An 18,854-nucleotide genomic window follows, 5' to 3' on the forward strand; every position below is an offset into this window, starting at 1 on the left:
TGCGAAGCGGGGGAGGGAAGGGGCCCATGCGCAGCATGGGAAGGGTGGGGGCAACAGTGAGGAACTCCCCCATGAACGAAGCCGACGTGCTGGAAGTCCTGCGCACGGGCATCTGGACGATGCTGCTGATCGCCGCGCCGCCGCTGGTCATCGCGGTTCTGGTTGGCGTGGCGATCTCGCTGGTCCAGGCGCTGACCCAGGTGCAGGAGATGACCCTGACCTTCGTGCCGAAGATCGTCGCGATCCTGGTCACCACCGTGCTGGCACTGCCCTTCATGTACGGCGCGCTGACCACCTATGCCGACCGTCTGGGCAGCCTGATCGTCTCGGTGCGGTGACATGCGCCGGCTGGCCGGACTGGCGGTGCTGCTCCTGGCCGGGCTCCTGGCCGGAACCGCGACCGCCGCGGAGGTGAAGCCGCCCGCGTCCCAGATCGGCACATGGTCCACCGCCCTTTACGCGCCGCGCGTCCTGCCGTCCCGCAGCCTGCCGCCGGAGGCCGCCTGCATCGACGCCATCCTGACGGCGGAGCGCGAGGCCGGCGTGACCGACCACATGCTGCTCGCCATGGGCTTCACCGAGGCCGGGCGGATGACCACCGACCGGCTGTTCACCGTCTGGCCCTGGACCGTCAACACCGAAGGCGCCTCCCAGTACTTCCCGACGCGGGAGGAGGCCATCGCCTTCGTGCGCGCCGCGCAGGCGCGGGGCACGCGCTCCATCGACGTGGGCTGTCTCCAGGTGAACCTGAAATGGCACCCCGACGCCTTCCCCGACCTGGAGACAGCCTTCGACCCGCGCGCCAACGCCCGCTACGCCGCGCGCTTCCTGGGCGACCTGCACCGCGCGCAGGGTTCGCTGGACGCCGCCATCGCCCGTTACCACTCCGCCCAGTCGGAGCGCGGTGCGGCCTACCGCGAGCGGGTCGGCGGCAACCGGCGCTGGGTGGCGGGCGCCATGGATTACCTGAAGGCGCTGGCCGCCGGCCCCCAAGTGGCCACTTCTCAGGCCGCCGCCGGGGCGCTGCCCGCCTGGGGCCGGGCGGAGCTTGGCCGCCTGTCCTTCCTGTCCAGCCTCTACGCCAACGCGGCGGTGCGGCCGCTGCTGCCGACCGCCGAGTAGCGCAGACGTAAAAGCCGGTTTTACCGCGGGGCGCTAGCGTACCAACGGTGCCGCACCCTGGAGTTCCCGCATGGCTTTCACGGACACCCTTCGCAACCGGATGACCAGCCTCGGCGATGCGGGGCTGGCGAACCGCGACGTGCTGTTCGCTCTGGGCATCCTGCTGGTGCTGGCCGTGCTGTTCCTGCCGGTGCCGACCTGGTTCCTCGACCTCGGGCTGGCGCTGTCGCTGGCGGTCAGCGTGCTGATCCTGATGGTTTCGCTGTGGATCGGCAAGCCGCTGGACTTCTCGTCCTTCCCGACCGTGCTGCTGGTCGTCACGGTGCTGCGGCTGGCGCTGAACATCGCCTCCACCCGCCTGATCCTCAGCCACGGGCACACCGGCCCGTCCGCCGCCGGCCATGTGATCGAGGGCTTCAGCCAGTTCATCATGGGCGGCAACTTCGTGATCGGCGTGGTGATCTTCGCCATCCTGATCGTCATCAACTTCGTGGTCATCACCAAGGGCGCCTCCCGCATCGCGGAGGTCGGCGCGCGCTTCACGCTGGACGCCATCCCCGGCAAGCAGATGGCCATCGACGCCGACCTGTCCGCCGGCATGATCGACGACGTCGAGGCCCGCCGCCGCCGCAAGGAGCTGGAGGACGAGAGCACCTTCTTCGGCGCCATGGACGGCGCGTCGAAGTTCGTGCGCGGCGACGCGGTGGCCGGGCTGGTCATCACCGCCATCAACGTGCTGGGCGGCATGGCCATCGGCATGGCGCAGCAGGGCATGTCCTTCGAATCCGCGGCATCGGTCTACACCATCCTGACGGTGGGCGACGGTCTGGCGACGCAGATCCCGGCGCTGGTCGTCTCGCTGGCCGCCGGCCTGCTGGTGACCAAGGGCGGCAACGTCGGCTCCGCCGATCAGGCGGTGCTCGCCCAGCTCGGCGGCTATCCCAAGGCGCTGATGGTGGCGGGCGGGCTTCTGGTCACGCTGGGCGTCACGCCGGGCCTGCCCGCCGCGCCCTTCGTCATGCTCGGCGGCGGCTTCGGCGCGGCGGGCTGGTACGCGATGCGCGGCAAGATGCGCCGCGCAGCACTCGCCCGGCTGGAGGAGAGCCGCAAGGCACCCACCGCCCCGGCGGAGGAGGCGGTGGAGGACATGCTGAAGGTGGACGAGGTCAAGGTGGAGGTCGGCAACCACCTCGTCCCGCTGATCCTCAACAAGAACGGTCCGCTGACCGGCAAGGTGAAGACGCTGCGCAAGCGCTTCGCCAAGGAGTTCGGCTTCATCCTGCCGTCGGTGCGCATCAAGGACAGCAGCTTCCTGCCGCCCAAGGGCTACGTCGTCAGCGTCATGGGCGTCGAGGTGGCGAGCGGCGAGGTGCGGCCCAAGCAGCTTCTCGCCATCGACCCGTCCGGCGGGGCGGCCCCCGACCTTCCCGGCGAGGCGACGCGGGAGCCGACTTTCAACCTCCAGGCCCGCTGGATCGACCCGGCGCGCCACGAGGAGGCCATCGCCAAGGGCTACACGGTGGTCGACCCGGAAAGCGTCATCACCACCCACCTGACCGAGGTCATCAAGGACCATCTCTCGACCCTGCTGACCTTCGCGGCCATGCAGAAGCTGCTCGACGGGCTGGGGCGGGAATACCAGAAGCTGATTTCCGACATGGTGCCGTCGCGCATCACCCTGGTGGTGGTGCAGCGCGTGCTCCAGGCGCTGCTGGCGGAGCGGGTGTCGATCCGCAACCTGCCGGCCATCGTCGAGGCCATCGCCGAGGCGGTGAACTGGACCCGCAACATCACGCTGGTCACCGAGCATGTGCGGGTGCGGCTGGGGCAGCAGATCTGCCAGTCTTTGACGGCGCCCGACGGCTTCGTCCCGGTCATCGTCCTGACCCCGCGCTGGGAGCAGGCGCTCCAGCAGAGCGTCATCGCCGAGGGCGAGGACCGCCGCTTCGCCATGCCGCCGACCCAGGTGCAGGAGTTCCTGACCGCGCTGCGCATCACCATCCAAAAGCACGCCACGCCCCAGGTGTGGCCGGCCCTGCTGGTCGGGGCGGAGGTGCGGCCCTTCGTGCGCTCCCTGCTGGAGCGGGTCAGCCCGATGACCCCGGTCATCAGCCATGCCGAGCTGCACCGCAAGGTGTCCGTCAAGACGATCGACCAGGTGTGAAGGAGCGGTGATGGACACGCTCGCCGACCTGCTCAGCCTGGAGGTCTACCGCGCCTTCCTGGTCTTCGCCCGCGTCGCGGCGGCGGTCAGCCTGCTGCCCGGTTTCGGCGAGCTGGCGGTGCCGCCGCGGGTGCGGCTGTGCATCGCGATTCCGGTGGCGCTGGCGCTGACCCCGACGGTGCCCGGCCTGCCCGACCGGCTGCCGCCCGACGCCGCGGTGATGCTGGAGCAGATCTTCGCCGAGACGGTGGCCGGCGCCTTCCTCGGGCTGGGGGCCAAGCTGTTCCTGGCCTCGCTCCAGGTCGCCGGCAACATCGCCGCGCAGGCGATGGGCCTCGCCAACCCCTTCGGCACCGACGCGGCGGGGTTCGAGAGCGGGTCCATCCTGTCGGGGACGCTGGTCATCGCCGGGCTGGCGCTGCTGTTCGCGCTCGACCTGCATTACCTGATGATCGACGCGCTGGTGCGCTCCTACGGAAGCTGGCCGGCGGCGACGCTGCCCGATCCCGGCCTGGTGGCGGGGCGCTACGCCCAGCTCGTCGGTGTCACCTTCCGGCTGGGGGTGCAGATGGCGGCGCCATTCCTGGTGTTCGGCATGATCGCCAACATGGCGCTGGCCCTGGTCAACCGGGTGATGCCTTCCATGCCGGTCTACTTCGTCGCCACCCCGGCGATGGTCGGCGGCGGGATGCTGGTCTTCCTGGTGACGGCGGGCGCCATGGTCACCGCCGCGCTCGCCGCAATGGCCGTCTGGCTCGGCGGGCGATGAGAAGGGGGCGGCGATGTCCGACAACACCCAGGACGAAGAACAGAAGACCGAGGAGCCGACCGAGAAACGGCTGCGCGAGGCGATGGACAAGGGCGACGTCCCCCGCGCCCGCGACGTCGGTCTGGCCGCCACCATGGCGGCGGCCTGGCTGATCGCTGCGGCCGGCGGGCCGCTTGCCGCCTCGCGCATCGCCGAGGTGCTGCTGCCGCTGATCGAGAATCCGAACGACATCCGGCTCGACGGCGGTCCCTACGACGTGATGAACAGCCTGCGCTGGCTGATCGGCGGGGTGGCGGTGGCGATGCTGCCGGTGTTCGGCCTGCTGGTCGGCGGGGCGGTGGTGTCGGCGGTGGGGCAGGGGCCGCTGCTGGCGGCGAGCGACCGCATCCGGCCCAAGCTGTCGCACCTGTCGCCGCTCAGCGGATGGCGCCGCATCTTCGCGCGCCACGCGCTGGTCGAGTTCGTGAAGAGTCTCGTGAAACTGGCGATCATCGCCTGCGCCGTCTGGTTCGCCGTGGCGCCCTACATCGATTGGACGGAGGGGATCGTGGGCATGGACGTTGCGGCGCTGCCCGACCTGCTGCGGGACCTGACCCTGCGGCTGTTGCTGGCCGTCCTCCTGGCGACGGTGGTGATGGCCGCCGTGGACGTGCTGTGGAACCGGCTGGAATGGCGGCGCCGCCTGCGCATGACCTTCCAAGAGCTGAAGGACGAGTTCAAGCAGACCGAGGGCGATCCGCACCTGAAGGCGAAGCTGCGCGAGATCCGGCGCGACCGCTCGAAGCGCCGCATGATGGCGAACGTGCCGCGCGCCACGGTGGTCATCGCCAACCCGACCCACTTCGCGGTGGCCCTGGAGTACGACCGTTCCAAGATGCCGGCGCCGGTCTGCCTCGCCAAGGGGGCCGACCTCGTGGCGCTGCGCATCCGCGCGGTGGCCGAGGAGAACGGCATCCCGGTGATCGAGAACCCACCGCTGGCCCGCGCCCTCTACGCCGCGTCGGAGGTCGACGCGGTGATCCCGCTCCAGCACTACCAGGCGGTGGCCGAGGTGATGATGTATGTGCTGCGCCTGAAGAACGGCGGGGCCGCGCAGCCGGCGCAGCGGGCGTGATTGGGCGGGCGTGACCGGGCGGGCGAAATGGGGCGGGCGCCGGATGGTTTGGAAATCAGCTTAATGTCTTCTCAACGGGTTTGGCGGTAGACGAAGGAAACCCTCCCCCTTCCGCGGCGCATCACGGCAATGAGCGACGGCGACGACCTGTTCGAGATGTACCGCTCCGACCGCGCCGCCTCCGGCGCGCTAAAGGGGGAGGCGCTGGCCACCGCGCTGGCCGACAACGTCCGGCGCAGCTTCGCCGAGATGGACCGGTTGATCGCGGAGGTGACCCAGGCGCTGGCCCAGGCCCGCTACGCGCTGCGCCTCGCCCCGGCGGTGGTGGACCGCGGCAACTACGTCCAGCATGACCGCGCGTCCGAGAGCTTCCGCGACTACCTGCGCCTGTGGAGCCACCGCCGCGCCGAGGCGGGCAGCGGCGGGATGCATTGGGAGGCGAAGATCCTGGTCACCGACAGCCGCCGCCGCACGGCGGAGCTTGGGCTGGGCGTGGCCGTCGAATGGCCGACCGCGGACCGCGCGGCCGATTGCGCCTTCGTGGAGTTCTGGACGACCGGCCAAGGCGTCAACCTGCCCTCCGAGGGCCGCAACTTCCAGCGCGCCCTGGTCGCCTGCCTGCGGCGGCTGGAGGAGGCGGGGGAAATCACGCCCGCCGTGAAGCGCTGACCGTTGGGGCGTCCCCTCTCCCCCCTGGGGAGAGGGTTAGGGTGAGGGGGTTGCGCTTATGCCGGACGTAGCGTCACGCACAACCCCCTCACCGCCCGCTTCGCGGGCACCCTCTCCCCGGAGGGGAGAGGGCTATGACGGCCGATGGCGTTTGCTGGATTACGAACCGATCAGCGCCTCGACCTCCTTGATCGCGGCGTCGGCGGGAATGCGTTCCATCTCCTGGCCGCCGAAGGCCGAGGCCGTCAGCACGGCGCCCCGCGTCACCTTCGGGCGCAGCTTCTCCGCGGTCGTCGGACCGTAGAGGGTCAGCAGCGGCACGTCGGCGAGGCCGAACAGGTGGCTGGTCCCGCTGTCGTTGGCGACCGCCGCGGCGCAGCGCCGGGTCAGCGCGATGGTGCGCAGCGGGGAATAGCGCGGCTCGGCCAGTTTGGCGTCCTGGAGCGGGAACAGCGCCTGCGGCACGGCGGCGCGCAGCTCGGGCAGCCAATCCAGCTCCGCCGGGCCGAGGATGAAGACCGGCACCCGGCCGCCCGCCGCCTGGGCGCGGGCCAGCTCCACGAAGCGGTCCAGCGGCCAGCATTTCACCCGCTTGCCCGCCCCCGGCGCGATGGCGACATAGCCCGGCCCGTCGGGCAGGACGGCGCGCGCCTCGGCCTCCGCTTCGGCCGGGATGGGCACAGCCATGTCCAGCGGTGGACGGCGCCCGCCGGCCACCTCCAGCAGGTCGAACAGACGGTCCAGCACATGCTTCGGCCGCACGTAGCCGGGCGGCGGGCGGCGGTCGGACAGGCGGTAGCCGGCGCAGGCCGAGACGAACACATCATGCTTCAGCCGCCGCGCCAGCAGCGTCCGCCAGGGCAGCGCCTGGGTGTCCAGCACCAGGGAGAAGCGATCCTTGATGGGCATGGGTTTCAGCAGGCCGAGCGGGCTCCGCCCGATCCCGGTGTCGGCGTGGAACTCGTCGATCAGCCCGTCCATCATCGGGCGCAGCGTGGTCGCCAGATGGGTGCCCTCGGTGGTGATCCAGGTGATCCGGTGGTCCGGGAACAGTCCCCGCAGGGCGCGCACGAAGGGAATCTTGATGAGCGCGTCGCCGATCAGCTCGCCATGGGTGAAGACGGCGAGCGACGGAGAGCCGGCGCGGTCGGTTGCGGGCATGCGGAAGCCTCGGGAGGATGCGGCCAAGCGGACGCCGGACTATAGCGGCCCGCATCCGGCGGCGGAACCCTCCGCAAAGCCGGCGCCCTCAATCCCCTCTCCCCTCTGGGGAGAGGAAGGGTGAGGGGGTTGCGCTTTTGCCGAACGTACCGCCGCGCGCAACCCCCTCACCGGCCCTTCGGGCCACCCTCTCCCCGGAGGGGAGAGGGCTATGGTGGACCCGGCCTACAGCTCCGCGTTCAGGCCCGACGCCGACAGCTCGACCGGGCGAACGGCGTGGCCGGAGGGGGCGTAGAGGCCGTCGCTGGCCGCCTTTTCCAGCGCCACCAGAAGGCTGCGGTTGATCGACAGCACGGCCTTGCGCATGGCGACCAGCCCTGCCGCGTTGTCGTTGATGGCGCGGTCCAGCCGTTCCACCCGCTCCAGGATCATCGCGCGCAGGTCGTCGTTCAGCCGCAGCGTGCCCGACTGCGCCTGGGTCATGATGCCGCCCAGCCGGTCGGCCATCGCCTGCTTGCGCCGGGCGTAGACCTCCAGCCCTTCCAGCTCGCCGGCGGCGAGCGCCGCCGTCTCCTCGTCGAGCAGGACGCTCAACTCCGCCACCGTGTCGAGGAACTCCGTCATCACCACGGCGGTCGGCCCGTCGGCCAGCGCGGGGATCTCGGGCTCCGGCGCGGCGGCGGGGGCGGCGTCCTCGACCGGCTTGGCGTCGGGGGCGAATTCGCGGATCAGGTCCTTGAAGCGGCGGCTCATCCCTTGGTTCCTTCGCTCGTCTGGCCGTAGAGGCGGGCCACGTCGGCCTCGACCATGCGGCCGATCCCCAGCGTGCCGGCCTCGGCGATGGCCTTGCCGTATTCCTGGAGCATGAAGCTGCGCCATGTCCGCTCGCCCTGGCCGCCGCCGAAGGCGCTGCCGGTTTCCACCCCGGCGAACATGGATTCCAGCATCTGCCCGACCATCAGCGCCTCGAACTCCTGCCCGGCCTTCTCGGCGGATCGGGTCTGGGCGGCGGGTTTCGCGGCGGCGGACCGCGCGGTGGAGGTGGTCGGGGAAAGGGGGGAGATGTCCATCGCGTCGTCGTCCAGCCGGAGGGGTCAGATGATTTCCAGGTCGGCGTGCAGCGCGCCCGCCGCCTTGATCGCCTGGAGGATGGCGACCATGTCGCGCGGCCCGACGCCCAGCGCGTTCAGCCCGTTGACGAGCTGCTGCAGGCTGACGTTGCCGCCGATGGTCACGAACTGGCGCCCGTTGCCCTCCTGCACCTGCACGTCGGTGCGCGGCACCACCACCGTCTGCCCGTCGGAGAAGGGCTGCGGCTGCGACACCTGCGGCGTCTCCACCACGCGGACGGTCAGGTTGCCCTGGGTGATGGCGACGCGGCTGATGCGCACGTCGTCGCCGATGACCACGGTGCCGCTGCGCTCGTCCACCACCACCCGCGCGATGCCGTCCGGGCGGACGGTGAGCTGTTCGATGTCGCCGATCAGCCGGGCGACCGCGCCGGTGTAGCGGGGCGGGATGCGCACATCGACGGTGGTGGCGTCCAGCACATGGACGGCGTTGCTGCCCAGCCGCACCGCCACCGCGTCGGCGATGCGGTTGGCGGTGGTGAAGTCGGGGTTGCGCAGCGCCATGCGGACGCCGGTCGTCTCGTCCAGCGCGAATTTCAGCTCGCGCTCGACGATGGCGCCGTTGGCGATGCGGGCGCTGGTCGGCACGCCCTTGGTCACGTTGGCAGCCACCCCGCCGGCCGAGAAGCCGCTGACTGACAGCGACCCCTGGGCCACGGCGTAGGCCTGCCCGTCGGCGCCCAGCAGCGGCGTGACCAGCAGCGTGCCGCCGAGCAGGCTGGTGGCGTCGCCCAGCGCCGACACGGTGATGTCGATGGTCGTTCCCTGGCGGGCGAAGGGCGGCAGCGAGGCCGTGACCATCACCGCCGCGGCGTTGCGGGTGCGCAGCACCTCGTCGCGGGTGTTGATGCCCAGCCGCTCCAGCATGCCCTTCAGGCTCTGCTCGGTGAAGGGCGTGTTGATCAGCCGGTCGCCCGAGCCGTTCAGCCCGACCACGAGGCCGTAGCCGATGAGCTGGTTGCGGCGCACCCCGTCGAAGGTGACGAGATCCTTCACCCGCGTCTGGGCCAGCCCGTCGCCCGCCACGGCGGCGGCGGCCAGCAGGCAGGCCGCGGCCAGCGCGGCCACGCGGAGGGCTCGGCGGATCGGACCATGCTTCATCAGACCGTCTTTCATCATCCCGCAGGGAGGCCGGGCCGCCTTACAGGTAATTGGTGAGGCTCATCCGGGCGATGCGGGCGGTGGCCGCCGCGGTCGCCTCGATCTGCACTTCGAGCTGGTTCATGCGCAGGCTGGCCTCGGCCGGATCGACGCTTTCCATCGCGTCGAGCTGGTCGTTGAGGACGCGCAGCTGCGTCGTGTTCATCGCCGCGATGTCGTCGAGCTGGGCGCGGTGGATGCCGAGTTGCGCGGTGGCGTCGCGCACCCCCTCGATGCCGACCGACACCTTGGCGACCGCGGCCTCCATGTAGGGCTTGTAGGCGTCCAGCGGCAGTTGGCTGGTGTCCACGCTGGCCAGCATGTAGAGGCCCTGGAGCAGGTCCCGCATGGCCGGGTCGTTGCCCTGGATGCCGTAGGGGATCTCGGTCGTGCGGTCGAGCCGGGCGCTGAGGCGCGGCGCGGTCGACGGCGCCCCCTGGTAGAACCCGCCCTCGAAGCCGAGGGGCGAGGCCGACGGTGTCGCGAACAGGTCGTCCAGAGCCGCCACGGCGGCGGCGGTCTCGGCCGGGGTCTGCGGCGATGACGTGCCTCCGGTGGCCGCGGCGATGGTGTCCTGCACGATCTGGATGGGGGAGGGCAGGCCGGACTCGTCGCCCTGCACGGCGCGCATGGGGGCGGCCTTCACCTCCACACCGCCGAACAGGTAGCCGTTGCCGGAGGAGGCGTTGAGCATGCCAACCACCTGCTCCAGCATGGCGCGCGCCCGCACCTGGAGCGAGCTGCCGGTGGGCGAGGGCTGGCCCAGCCCGACCGAGGCGGCGGCCAGAACGTCCTGCCCGGCGGACAGGATGTTGGTCAGCGCGCTGTCCATGGTGCCCAGCCGGCCTTGCAGCAGGGCGGTGGATTTCAGGGTTTGGTCGGTCTCGTCAAACAGGTTGCGCAGCGCGATGGCCTGACCGGTGCGCGCACCCAGCGCCTTGGCGACGTCGAAATGCTTGCCGCTGGCGATCTCGTCGTTGTTGCGCAGCCGTTCGAGCTGAAGCTCGGTGTTGGCGGTCTGCAGGCGCTTGGAAAGGCCGAGGGTGGAGACGGCGTTGTAGAGCATGGCGTCAGTTCCGGATCTGGAGCAGCGTGTCGAGCATCCGCCCGGCGGCCTGGAGCACCTGGGCGCTGGCGCCGTAGCTCTGCTCGATCAGCAGCAGCTTCTGCATTTCGTCGTCGACGTTCACGCCGTCGCGGTTGAGACGCGCCGATTGCAGCGCGTCGGCGCTGATCTTGCGGGTCTTCATCTCGGACTCGGCGGTGGTGCGGTAGCCCTGCTGGGTGGAGACCATGCCGGTGGCGTAGTCGCCCAGCGTGGCCGAGGAGGGCAGGTCCGCTGCGGTGAAGCTGCGGGTGGCGGAAAAGGCGTTCAGGAAGCGGTCGATCTGCGTGGTGTCGCCCGACGCCAGCGGAGCGCCCGCTTGGACGCCGCTCTGCACCATCCAGGGATTGCTCCGCACGCTGCCGTTGACGGCGATGCGCGAGGCCAGCCCTTCCGTCGTGCCGTAGGCGGCGCCGGCGTCGGTGAACAGGCCCGGCTGGGTGGGGTCGGCCTCCGCCGCCTGGAACTGCTGCACGATGCCCGCCGCCAACTCGTCGAGCTGGGCCAGCGCCCGCGGCATGTCCTGGTGGGCGGTCTGGACATAGCCCATGATGCGCCCGCTCTGGATGTCCTGGTCCGGGTTGTCGGAGAGGATCTTGCCGCCGGCCACCAGATCACCGCCGACGATTTGAAGCGGCTGGGCGCCCACCGGCAGCTCGCGGTCGAGCAGCGTCTGGCCGTTGCGGGTCATCACCACCACCTCGCCGCTCTCGCGGGTGTGGGTGCGGATGCCGATCTCGTTCGACACCTGATCGAGCAGCCGGTCGCGCTCGTCCATCAGGTCGCCGGTCTCGGCGCCCCTGGCCTTCTGGGTGGCGATGGCGCTGTTCAGCTCCCCGATGCGGACGAGCGAGCGGTTGACCTCGTCGACCGAGGATTGGAGCCGCGCCTTGGCGTCGTTCTGCACGGTGATGGCCGCGGCGGCGGTGTCGTGCAGGCGGCGCACCAGCGATTCCGCGGAATCCACCACGGCGGTGCGCGCTGCCTCGTTGTCCGCCTGGTTGCGGAGCTGGCTGAAGGACTGCTGGAGTTTCGCCAGCGCGGTGGAGACGGACCGCTCGTCCTGCGGCTGGCCCAGCGCCGTGGCGTAGTCGGCCAGCGCCGAGGCGCGGGTCTCCTGCGCGCTGTAGCGGCTCTGCTCGAACCGGGCGTCGCGGATCAGGAACTCGTCCACGCTGCGCAGCACGCCGTCGACGCGCACGCCCTGGCCGCGCCCGCCGCTGATCGCGGTGGAGACGGCCAGATCCTTGCGGACGAAGCCCGTGGTGGTGGCGTTGGTGATGTTGTGCGACACCAGTGCTGCTTGCTGCTGGGTCGCGCGCAGCCCGGACAGGGCGGCGCTGAGGGCCAGTTGGAGGCTCATGGCGGGCTATCCCCTTTCCCGTCCGTCAGCGCTTCAGACGGGTGGTCTCGTCCACCATCTCGTCGGCGGTGCGCACCAGCGTGGCGTTGGACGAGTAGGCGCGCTGCGTCTCGATCAGCGACACCAGCTCCTCCGCGATGTCGACGTTCGACTGCTCCAGGGCGTAGCCGGCGACCGAGCCGGCGGTGCCGCTGTTGCCGTTGCTCAGCGTCATCGTGCCGCTGTCGATGCCCAGCGTGTAGGTGTTGCCGTCCTGCGGGACCAGACCGCCGGGGTTGACCACGTCGGCGACCGGCACCTGATAGAGCGGCTGGCGGGCGCCGTTGTCGTAGACGGCCCACAGCGTGCCCGCCTTGTCGATGTCCACGGTGCTGACGCGGCCGGCGCGGGCGCCGTCGCCCATGAACTGCGGCACGTAGTCGCCGTTGAGCTGCGTCAGGTTGCCGACCGTGACGTTGACGGTGTCCGGCGTCGGGTTGGCTGGCGAGGTCAGCGTGATCTGCGGCAGGGCGCCCGCCGGCAGGCCGGCGTTGGCGCCCGTGGTGTTGAAGGTGACGGTGCTGGTGGACAGAGTGGCGGTATAGCCGGCGGGCGGCGTCACCGACAGCGTCCATTCGTTCGGGTTGGCCGTCTTCGTCCAGGTCATCGTGACGTCGAGCGGGTTGCCGAGCCCGTCGTAGAGCGAGGTCGAGGTGTCGAAGCTGGTGCCGTCCGTGGCCTGGGCCGGCAGGTTGCCGGCGAAGCTCATCTGCGTCGTCTTGCTGCCGCCATAGGCCAGCCCGGCGATGGAGACGGCGCTCAGCCCGTCGAAGCTGCTGCGGTTCACAGCGGGCAGGCTGCCGTCCGGTCCCAGCTTCCAGGCCTGGAGATACTGGCCGGCGCTGTTGCGCAGGAAGCCCTGGTCGTCGGGCAGGAAACTGCCGGCGCGGGTCAGCGCGTAGCCGGGCGAGGTTCCGGTGGTGCCGGCGTTGTCGGCGACGACGAAGAAGCCGCGCCCCTCGATGGCCATGTCGGTGGCGGACTGGGTGCCCTGGATGGTCCCGTCCTTCAACACCTGATAATGCACGTTGGAGCGGACGCCGCCCGCGGAGTAGCTGCTCGTCGAGCCGGAGGAGGTCATCAGCGTCGAGAAATCGACCGCGGCGCGCTTGTAGCCGATGGTGGCGGAGTTGCTGATGTTGTCCGAAATGGCGGCCATCCGCGAGCTTTGCGCGGACATGCCGCTCACACCGGACCGCATGGCGCTGAACAGGCTCATCGGGAGATCCTCATCCTAAATCGGTTGGGCCGGAAGCGAGCCACGGGATTCTCCGCGATGGACTTCGGAAGGGAGAGTACAGGGCGGCTTTTAAAGCGGATTTAAAGAGCGTTTTTGCGCGTTTACTTAAAATTTTCCGCTCTTTTGCTGCGGTCGTCCGTTGGGCCGGCGGCTGGGGGCGGCCCTTTCCGGTGGGAAAGGGTGAAACGGACGTGCGATTGCGGGGGCGGCGAACGGATGCCGCATTGCGCGGATCGACAAATCCGGTCACTGTTGGACCGGTTGTCCTCCATGCATCGAGTGTCCAGAGTGAGCGAAGAGCAAAAGCAGCAGGTTACGGCGGTCGTCAAATGGTACAAGGCCGACAAGGGCTTCGGCTTCGTCCGCTTCGCCGACGGAAGCGGTGAGGCGTTTCTGCATTCCCGGGTTCTCGCCTCGCTGGGCGAGGTGTCGCTGACCGAGGGCACCGGCCTCGTCTGCGACATCGCCGAGACCCCGAAGGGGCCGCAGGTCGTGGCCATCCATTCCATCACCCCCGCCGACCCGGCGGAGGCCAAGCCGGCCCGCGCGCCCAAGCAGCGCCGGCAGCGCCAGGCCGAGGCCGGCGATCCCCAGGCGCCCCGACCCGCTCCGGCCGCCGTCCGCGAGCCCAAGCCGCGGCGCGAGCGGTCGGCCCCGGCCCTGATGCCGGTGCCCACCGGTGAGATGATCTACGGCACCGTGCGCTGGTACAATCTGGACAGCCAGTCCGGCCTGATCGACCCGTGGGACGACGAGACGGGCATCGGCGTCTATTTCGACCGCGCGATCCTGCGCCAGTCCGGGCTGGAAGTGGTGGCCGACGGCGAGGACGTGCGTTTCGTCGCCGTGCCGGGCGACGGCGGCCCGACCGCGCTGCGCGTCGAACTGGTCTGAGTTGACAGAACTCGGGCGCCGTCGGGGTCTCCGCCCGGCGGCGCCTGATTCAAACCCTGGCTTTGGCTGACGCGATCAGCGGGGCGTGAAGGACCGCGAGGGGCGGCGCTCCACCACCACCGGCGGGCGCTGGTCCATGCCGCCGGAAGGGCGGGACGGGTAGTGGCCGCGGGATTCGGAGGAGTCCATCCGCCCGGCGGCCTCGCGCACCTCGAAAATGCGGCGCTCGACCGGCAGGCTCTCCGCCAGGACGATGACGGTGTTGAGCGAGATCCGGTCGATCGCCGGTTCCATCCGGTCGGCGCGCAGCCGGCCGGCCTGCACAAGTTCCTCCACTTCGGCTTCCGAGCACTTCAGCCAGGCCGCCGCCTCGGCGATGGAGAGTGACTGGTCGCGCATCGAAGAAGCTCCAAGACTGGGGTGGGGACGGGAAACCGGGTTGCCAATAGGGGTGTACCCGATTTCCGCGCCGAACAACAGGGCGGCGAAGGGGCGTCCCGTCACAAGACGCCCGGGAAGCGCCTCTTTTTACTCCTTGGTCACGCTCCGGCAGCGCTGCTGGAGCAGGGTGACGGCCTGGGCGGCCTCATCGCCCTGCAGCGTGAAGGCCCGCTCGTCCAGCAGCCGCCCATCGGCGTTGAAGGCGCGGATGAACAGGCCGTGCGCGGTGCTGGTCACCACCGCGTCCACCACGGCGTCCGCCGTCTCGTCGCTCGCCACGTCGATGAAGGAGGCCAGTTCCGCCAGTTCGCCGTCGTCCGTCCAATCGGCCTCGGCGATCAGGTCCAGCAGATCGTTCAGCCCGCCGGCCGGCTCGCAGCGCTGGACGCGCGGGTCGGCGCCCTGGATGGCCGTGGTGAAGCGGGCCAGCGCCTCGCGGATGCGGGTTTCCTCCGCGGGGTCGAGTTCGGGTTCGCCGTCCTCGCCGATGCGGGCCAGCCCCAGGAAATCGGGAACCGCGTCCTCGCCGGCCGCCTCGACGGCTTCCGCCTCCTCCTCGATCAGCCCGACGACGCCGACCAGCCGGGTCCCGGCGTCCGCCGGATCGGCCAGCAAATCGGCCTCGCGGACGAAGCGCAGCGCCGCGTCGGTCGAGTCCAGCAGGCGCAGCAGCAGGGTGCGGCGGTCGGCGGCCTCCAGATAGACCAGCGCTTCCGGCTCCAGCCAGACCGGCAGCAGGCGCGTGTCGGCGGCGGTTTCCAGCAGGCCGGTGGAATCCAGCGCCTCTTCGATGGCCTCCGCCGCGGGCGGCTGCGACAGGTCGCCGGACACCTCCACCGCCAGCCAGAAGAGGGTGGCGATCATGTCGTCGCCCTGGGCGTCGGTGCGGCGGACGGATTCGGCGATGGTCTCCACCTCGTCGAGGAACTCCGGCTGTTCCTCCTCGCGCAGCTTGTCCAGGGCGGCTTCCAGCACCGCCTGACGGCCGGCGTCCAGCGTCTCGTCGAGCAGTTCGTCGAAGCGGCGGTCGCTGTTGCGCCAATAGCGGACCAGGCGGTCCGCCGGCGTGCCCGTGAAGGTTCCGGAGGCCGGCTTGTCCGCGCCGTTCCGCCCGTTGCCTGTCCTTGCCATGCTGCCTCTCCTGACTGGTCCGCCGGCGCCGTCGGGCGCGGGGGTGACGATACGGGCAGTGACCGTAGTGGCCGCGGGGCGCGCTGGCAAGCCGCCTGTCAAGCCGCCTGTCAAGCCGCCCGTCAAGCCGTTGTCCTGCGCTTTCAGGGCACTCGACAGCGGCGGCCGTCCTGCGGCAGGCTGGAGCCCGCAAACAAAAGCCGGAGGGCAGGACCCGTGACGACGCGTGATGACACCGAGGTCCTGCTGGCGGAGCTTCGCAAAGGCTTCGGCGTGGCCTCGAACAGTGAGCTTCTGCACCTGCTCGCCGCGCTGGGGCGGGTCGTGCTGGATGAATCCAGCCGCGACGAGCGTGGCCGCCGCGTGCTGAAGATCGTCGGCAAGGGCGGGCGCGAACGCCAGATCGTGATCTCGGAGTAAGGGAGAAACCCCTTCCCCGCGCACCGCCGCGGGGAAGGGCGCTTTCGTCAGCTCGCGCGGACGCGCTGGAGGAAGCCGGACAGCTCGCGGTTGAGCGCGTTGGCGCCGTCGGCGAGGTCGTGGGCCTTGTCGAGGAGGGTGCGGGCGGCGGTGCCGCTGCGGTCGGCGGCGGCGTTGACCCCGGCGATGGTCTGCGTCACCTCGGAGGTGCCCAGCGCCGCCTGATGGACGTTGCGGGCGATCTCCTTGGTGGCGGCGCTCTGCTCCTCCACCGCCGCGGCGACGGTGGCGCCGATGGCGCCGACGCGGGTGACCACCTGGACGACCGCCTGGATCTCCTGCACGGCCTCGCCGGTCGCGCTCTGGATGCCCGCGGCCTGGGCGGCGATCTCGCCGGTGGCGCGGGCGGTCTGGGCGGCCAGCGCCTTCACCTCGTTGGCAACGACCGCGAAGCCCTTGCCGGCTTCCCCGGCGCGGGCCGCCTCGATGGTGGCGTTGAGCGCCAGCAGGTTGGTCTGGCTGGCGATGTCGTTGATGAGGTCGACGACGCGCCCGATGCTCTGCACGGAATCCGCCAGGCCGCCGATCTGCCCGTTGGCGCGCTCGGCCAGCGTCATCGCCTCGCGGACGATGTTGGTGGACTCGCTGATCTGGCGGGTGATCTCCTCGATGGAGCTGGTGAGCTGCTCCGACGCGGCGGCGACCGTCTCCACGTTGGCCGAGGTCTGCTCGGTCGCGGCGGCGACACTGGTGGCGAGACGGTTGGTCTCCTCCGCCGTGGCCGACATGCTGCGGGCGCTTTCCTCCATTTCGGTGGATTCCGCCACGAAGCGGCTGACCACGCTGCCGACCGCCCCCTCGAAGCTGCTGGCGATCTCCTCCAGCGAGCGCTTGCGCTCCTCCTCGGCGCGGCGGGCGGATTCGATCTGCTCGGCCTCCAGGCGGCGCTTGGCGAGGGCGTTCTCGCGGAAGACCTCCACCGTGCGGGCCATGGCGGAGATTTCGTCGCGGCCGCCGGACGGAACCGTCACGTCGAGGTCGCCGGCGGCGATGCGTTCCATCCCGCCCTGGAGGGTGAGCAGACGGCGCACCACCATGCGGCGCACGAAGACCAGGATGACCAGCGCCGACAGCAGCAGGCTGACCACGCCGACCCCGATCTGCAGGATCGTGCCGTTGGACAGCGCCTTCTCGCTCTCCTCGGCGGCGTCGGTGATGGCGCCCTCCTGCGTGTGCACGAGGTTCACCACAGCCATGGTCAACGTTTCGGACAGGCCCAGGTTGTTGGTCAGCAGGTCCCGCTGCGCCTTCAGGATCTCCAGCTCGGCCAGACGGGTGGGAATCAGCCCGTCCGGCTCGATCGAGAGGGTTTCGATCGCCTTCAGCGGTTCGGCCATCGCTTGGCGCGAGGCCTCGGGCAATTGGTTCGAGCTGGCGGTCATGGTGGTGACGAGGATGCGGGTCTGCGCCTCGATGATCGACAGCCGGTTCGTGTCGAAGCTGGCGGCGGCTTCGGTCAGCAGGCCGCGGACGGTGGTGGCGCCGTCGTCGATGCTGCGGACGAGGGTGAGCTGTTCCTCGGTCTGAAGATACTCTTCGCCGGCCTGCAGCCGTTCCTCCGCCGGGCGGGTGTCATCCCGGAAGGCGGCGCGCTGCATGTCCACGCCGCTGCTGTGGATCGATTTCCAGGGCGCCACGAGCTGCGACAGGCGCCGCGTGGCGACGACCACCTGCTCCAGCAGTTCGGAACGGTGGTCGCTCAGCCCGATCCGCTTGTCCGCCGCCTGGTCGAGCAGCGCGACGTTGGCGAGCAGGGCCTGGGCGGCGCTGCTGGCGGCGGCGGTTTCCGACTGACCGCCGGCGTGGGACGCGGCGTTGGCGCTGTTCTGCTCCAGATCGGCCAGATCGCGCAGCTCGCGTTCGAAGTCGTGCCGCTCCATGGCGATGCGCGCCGCGAGATCCGCCTTCTCCTCCTTGCTGGCGACGGAGCGGAAGGCCGGAGCCAGCGCGTCGATGCGGCCCGCGTGCTGGGCCGCCCGCAGGGCGCCGAGCGCGGACGGCACGGCCTCCGCGGTTATGACCTGCAGCGTCCGGCCGAAGCCGGCGTATCCGGTCAGCGCCACCCCGATGGCGACGAGCGTGCAGCACATCACGGCGCCGACCCCGGTGAACAGGCGCCCCTGAACGCCCCCCAGCCGGCTTGGGCGCACCGCCTTATCCTGGGCAATTTCTAACGGTTTGGACATGTCATCTCTTCCCCAACGGCGGTCTTGCTTCTCGCTGGCGCCGCCGCACGCCGTCCGCGGCAGGCCTTATCCCTGTCTTCCCGTCAGCCGAGCCAGGCCGTGTGGGCCAGAACCTCGTTCGAGCCCCGCCAGACCATGTCGAGCGCAACATAAGTGATGATCGCAAGACCGATCCAACCAATCCAGCGATGTTTGTGCAGAACACGTGCAATTACGTTCGCGGCGGCACCCATCAACGCCACCGAGAGCAGGAGGCCGAGCACGAGCACGGTCGGATGCTCCTTGGCAGCACCGGCCACCGCCAGCACATTGTCAAGCGACATCGACACGTCGGCCACCACGATCTGCCAGACGGCGGCGCCCACGGAGACGCTGCCGACGGCGGCCACCGCCGCATTGCTGCTGAAGGAGGCCGTTCCGGGCAGGACGTCGGGGGCGTCCAGCGCCTCCTCCGGCGTGATCTCGTCGGCGCCCTGGGAGCGCAGCTCGCGGAACATCTTCCAGCAGACCCAGAGCAGCAGCACGCCGCCGGCCAGCGTCAGCCCGATGATGGCGAGAAGCTGCGTGGTCATCAGCGCGAAGAGGATGCGCAGCACGATGGCGGCGCTGATGCCCCACAGGATGACCCGGCGCCGCTGCTCGGCCGGGACGGCGGCGGCGGCCATGCCGACGACGATGGCGTTGTCGCCGGCCAGAACGAGGTCGA

General features: G+C 70.4%; 19 protein-coding genes. 8 read left to right on the forward strand and 11 right to left on the reverse strand.

Features of this window, described 5'->3' with window-relative positions:
- The first annotated feature begins 71 nt into the window (after positions 1–71).
- The 6 genes from fliQ to DXK32_RS29425 all read left to right on the forward strand — a co-directional run bounded on the left by fliQ (position 72) and on the right by DXK32_RS29425 (position 5,838).
- The gene (fliQ, locus tag DXK32_RS29400) at positions 72–338 is read left to right on the forward strand and encodes a flagellar biosynthesis protein FliQ (protein WP_014199655.1); all 267 of its coding nucleotides are present in this window, start codon (positions 72–74) and stop codon (positions 336–338) included.
- 1 nt (position 339) lies between these two features.
- Complete coding sequence (locus tag DXK32_RS29405; RefSeq protein WP_114861738.1) at positions 340–1,122, forward strand: lytic transglycosylase domain-containing protein; 783 nt, start codon at positions 340–342, stop codon at positions 1,120–1,122.
- Between the two features lie 70 nt (positions 1,123–1,192).
- A complete protein-coding gene (flhA, locus tag DXK32_RS29410) occupies positions 1,193–3,286 on the forward strand; it encodes a flagellar biosynthesis protein FlhA (RefSeq protein WP_114861739.1) in 2,094 nt (697 codons plus the stop codon).
- Positions 3,287–3,296: 10 nt separating this feature from the next.
- Positions 3,297–4,055, forward strand: a complete 759-nt coding sequence (locus DXK32_RS29415; protein WP_114861740.1) for a flagellar biosynthetic protein FliR — start codon at positions 3,297–3,299, stop codon at positions 4,053–4,055.
- A 13-nt stretch (positions 4,056–4,068) separates the two neighbouring features.
- The gene (gene flhB / locus DXK32_RS29420; protein WP_114861741.1) at positions 4,069–5,169 is read left to right on the forward strand and encodes a flagellar biosynthesis protein FlhB; all 1,101 of its coding nucleotides are present in this window, start codon (positions 4,069–4,071) and stop codon (positions 5,167–5,169) included.
- Between the two features lie 129 nt (positions 5,170–5,298).
- Positions 5,299–5,838, forward strand: a complete 540-nt coding sequence (locus DXK32_RS29425) for a hypothetical protein (protein WP_114861742.1) — start codon at positions 5,299–5,301, stop codon at positions 5,836–5,838.
- A gap of 159 nt (positions 5,839–5,997) precedes the next feature.
- Here DXK32_RS29425 and DXK32_RS29430 read toward each other — a convergent pair whose 3' ends face one another.
- The 7 genes from DXK32_RS29430 to DXK32_RS29460 form a co-directional block, all read right to left on the reverse strand.
- Positions 5,998–6,999 (reverse strand): glycosyltransferase family 9 protein, encoded by a 1,002-nt coding sequence (locus DXK32_RS29430; RefSeq protein WP_114861743.1) that lies wholly within the window; start codon positions 6,997–6,999, stop codon positions 5,998–6,000.
- Positions 7,000–7,224: 225 nt separating this feature from the next.
- Positions 7,225–7,752, reverse strand: coding sequence for a flagellar protein FlgN (locus DXK32_RS29435; protein WP_114861744.1), 528 nt, complete (start codon positions 7,750–7,752; stop codon positions 7,225–7,227).
- Positions 7,749–8,069: a rod-binding protein gene (locus DXK32_RS29440; protein WP_114861745.1), complete on the reverse strand. Its 321-nt coding sequence runs from the start codon at positions 8,067–8,069 to the stop codon at positions 7,749–7,751. Before DXK32_RS29440 ends, DXK32_RS29435 begins: the two co-directional genes overlap by 4 nt.
- Positions 8,070–8,093: 24 nt before the next feature.
- Positions 8,094–9,230: a flagellar basal body P-ring protein FlgI gene (locus tag DXK32_RS29445; protein ID WP_247877401.1), complete on the reverse strand. Its 1,137-nt coding sequence runs from the start codon at positions 9,228–9,230 to the stop codon at positions 8,094–8,096.
- A 40-nt stretch (positions 9,231–9,270) separates the two neighbouring features.
- Positions 9,271–10,335 (reverse strand): flagellin, encoded by a 1,065-nt coding sequence (locus DXK32_RS29450; protein ID WP_114861747.1) that lies wholly within the window; start codon positions 10,333–10,335, stop codon positions 9,271–9,273.
- Between the two features lie 4 nt (positions 10,336–10,339).
- Positions 10,340–11,737, reverse strand: coding sequence for a flagellar hook-associated protein FlgK (gene flgK / locus DXK32_RS29455; RefSeq protein ID WP_114861748.1), 1,398 nt, complete (start codon positions 11,735–11,737; stop codon positions 10,340–10,342).
- 25 nt (positions 11,738–11,762) lie between these two features.
- Positions 11,763–12,995, reverse strand: coding sequence for a flagellar hook protein FlgE (locus DXK32_RS29460; RefSeq protein ID WP_114861749.1), 1,233 nt, complete (start codon positions 12,993–12,995; stop codon positions 11,763–11,765).
- Between the two features lie 309 nt (positions 12,996–13,304).
- On the opposite strand from DXK32_RS29460, the gene DXK32_RS29465 reads away from it, so the two are divergent.
- A complete protein-coding gene (locus DXK32_RS29465; RefSeq protein WP_114861750.1) occupies positions 13,305–13,910 on the forward strand; it encodes a cold-shock protein in 606 nt (201 codons plus the stop codon).
- A gap of 75 nt (positions 13,911–13,985) precedes the next feature.
- Here the strand turns inward: DXK32_RS29465 and DXK32_RS29470 are convergent, their stop codons facing one another.
- Both DXK32_RS29470 and DXK32_RS29475 read right to left on the reverse strand, forming a co-directional pair.
- Complete coding sequence (locus DXK32_RS29470; protein WP_014199685.1) at positions 13,986–14,309, reverse strand: hypothetical protein; 324 nt, start codon at positions 14,307–14,309, stop codon at positions 13,986–13,988.
- 129 nt (positions 14,310–14,438) lie between these two features.
- Positions 14,439–15,482, reverse strand: a complete 1,044-nt coding sequence (locus DXK32_RS29475; protein ID WP_114861751.1) for a hypothetical protein — start codon at positions 15,480–15,482, stop codon at positions 14,439–14,441.
- Positions 15,483–15,698: 216 nt separating this feature from the next.
- Between DXK32_RS29475 and DXK32_RS29480 the strand changes: the two genes are divergently transcribed.
- Complete coding sequence (locus DXK32_RS29480; RefSeq protein WP_114861752.1) at positions 15,699–15,902, forward strand: hypothetical protein; 204 nt, start codon at positions 15,699–15,701, stop codon at positions 15,900–15,902.
- A 47-nt stretch (positions 15,903–15,949) separates the two neighbouring features.
- Here the strand turns inward: DXK32_RS29480 and DXK32_RS29485 are convergent, their stop codons facing one another.
- Together DXK32_RS29485 and DXK32_RS29490 are read right to left on the reverse strand one after the other, a co-directional pair.
- Complete coding sequence (locus DXK32_RS29485; RefSeq protein WP_114861753.1) at positions 15,950–18,148, reverse strand: methyl-accepting chemotaxis protein; 2,199 nt, start codon at positions 18,146–18,148, stop codon at positions 15,950–15,952.
- Positions 18,149–18,231: 83 nt separating this feature from the next.
- Positions 18,232–18,854: YjbE family putative metal transport protein (locus DXK32_RS29490; protein ID WP_114861754.1), on the reverse strand; the 623-nt coding region annotated here is incomplete at its 5' end.

The organism is Azospirillum brasilense (genome assembly GCF_003349955.1).
GTDB classification, from domain to species: domain Bacteria; phylum Pseudomonadota; class Alphaproteobacteria; order Azospirillales; family Azospirillaceae; genus Azospirillum; species Azospirillum brasilense_B.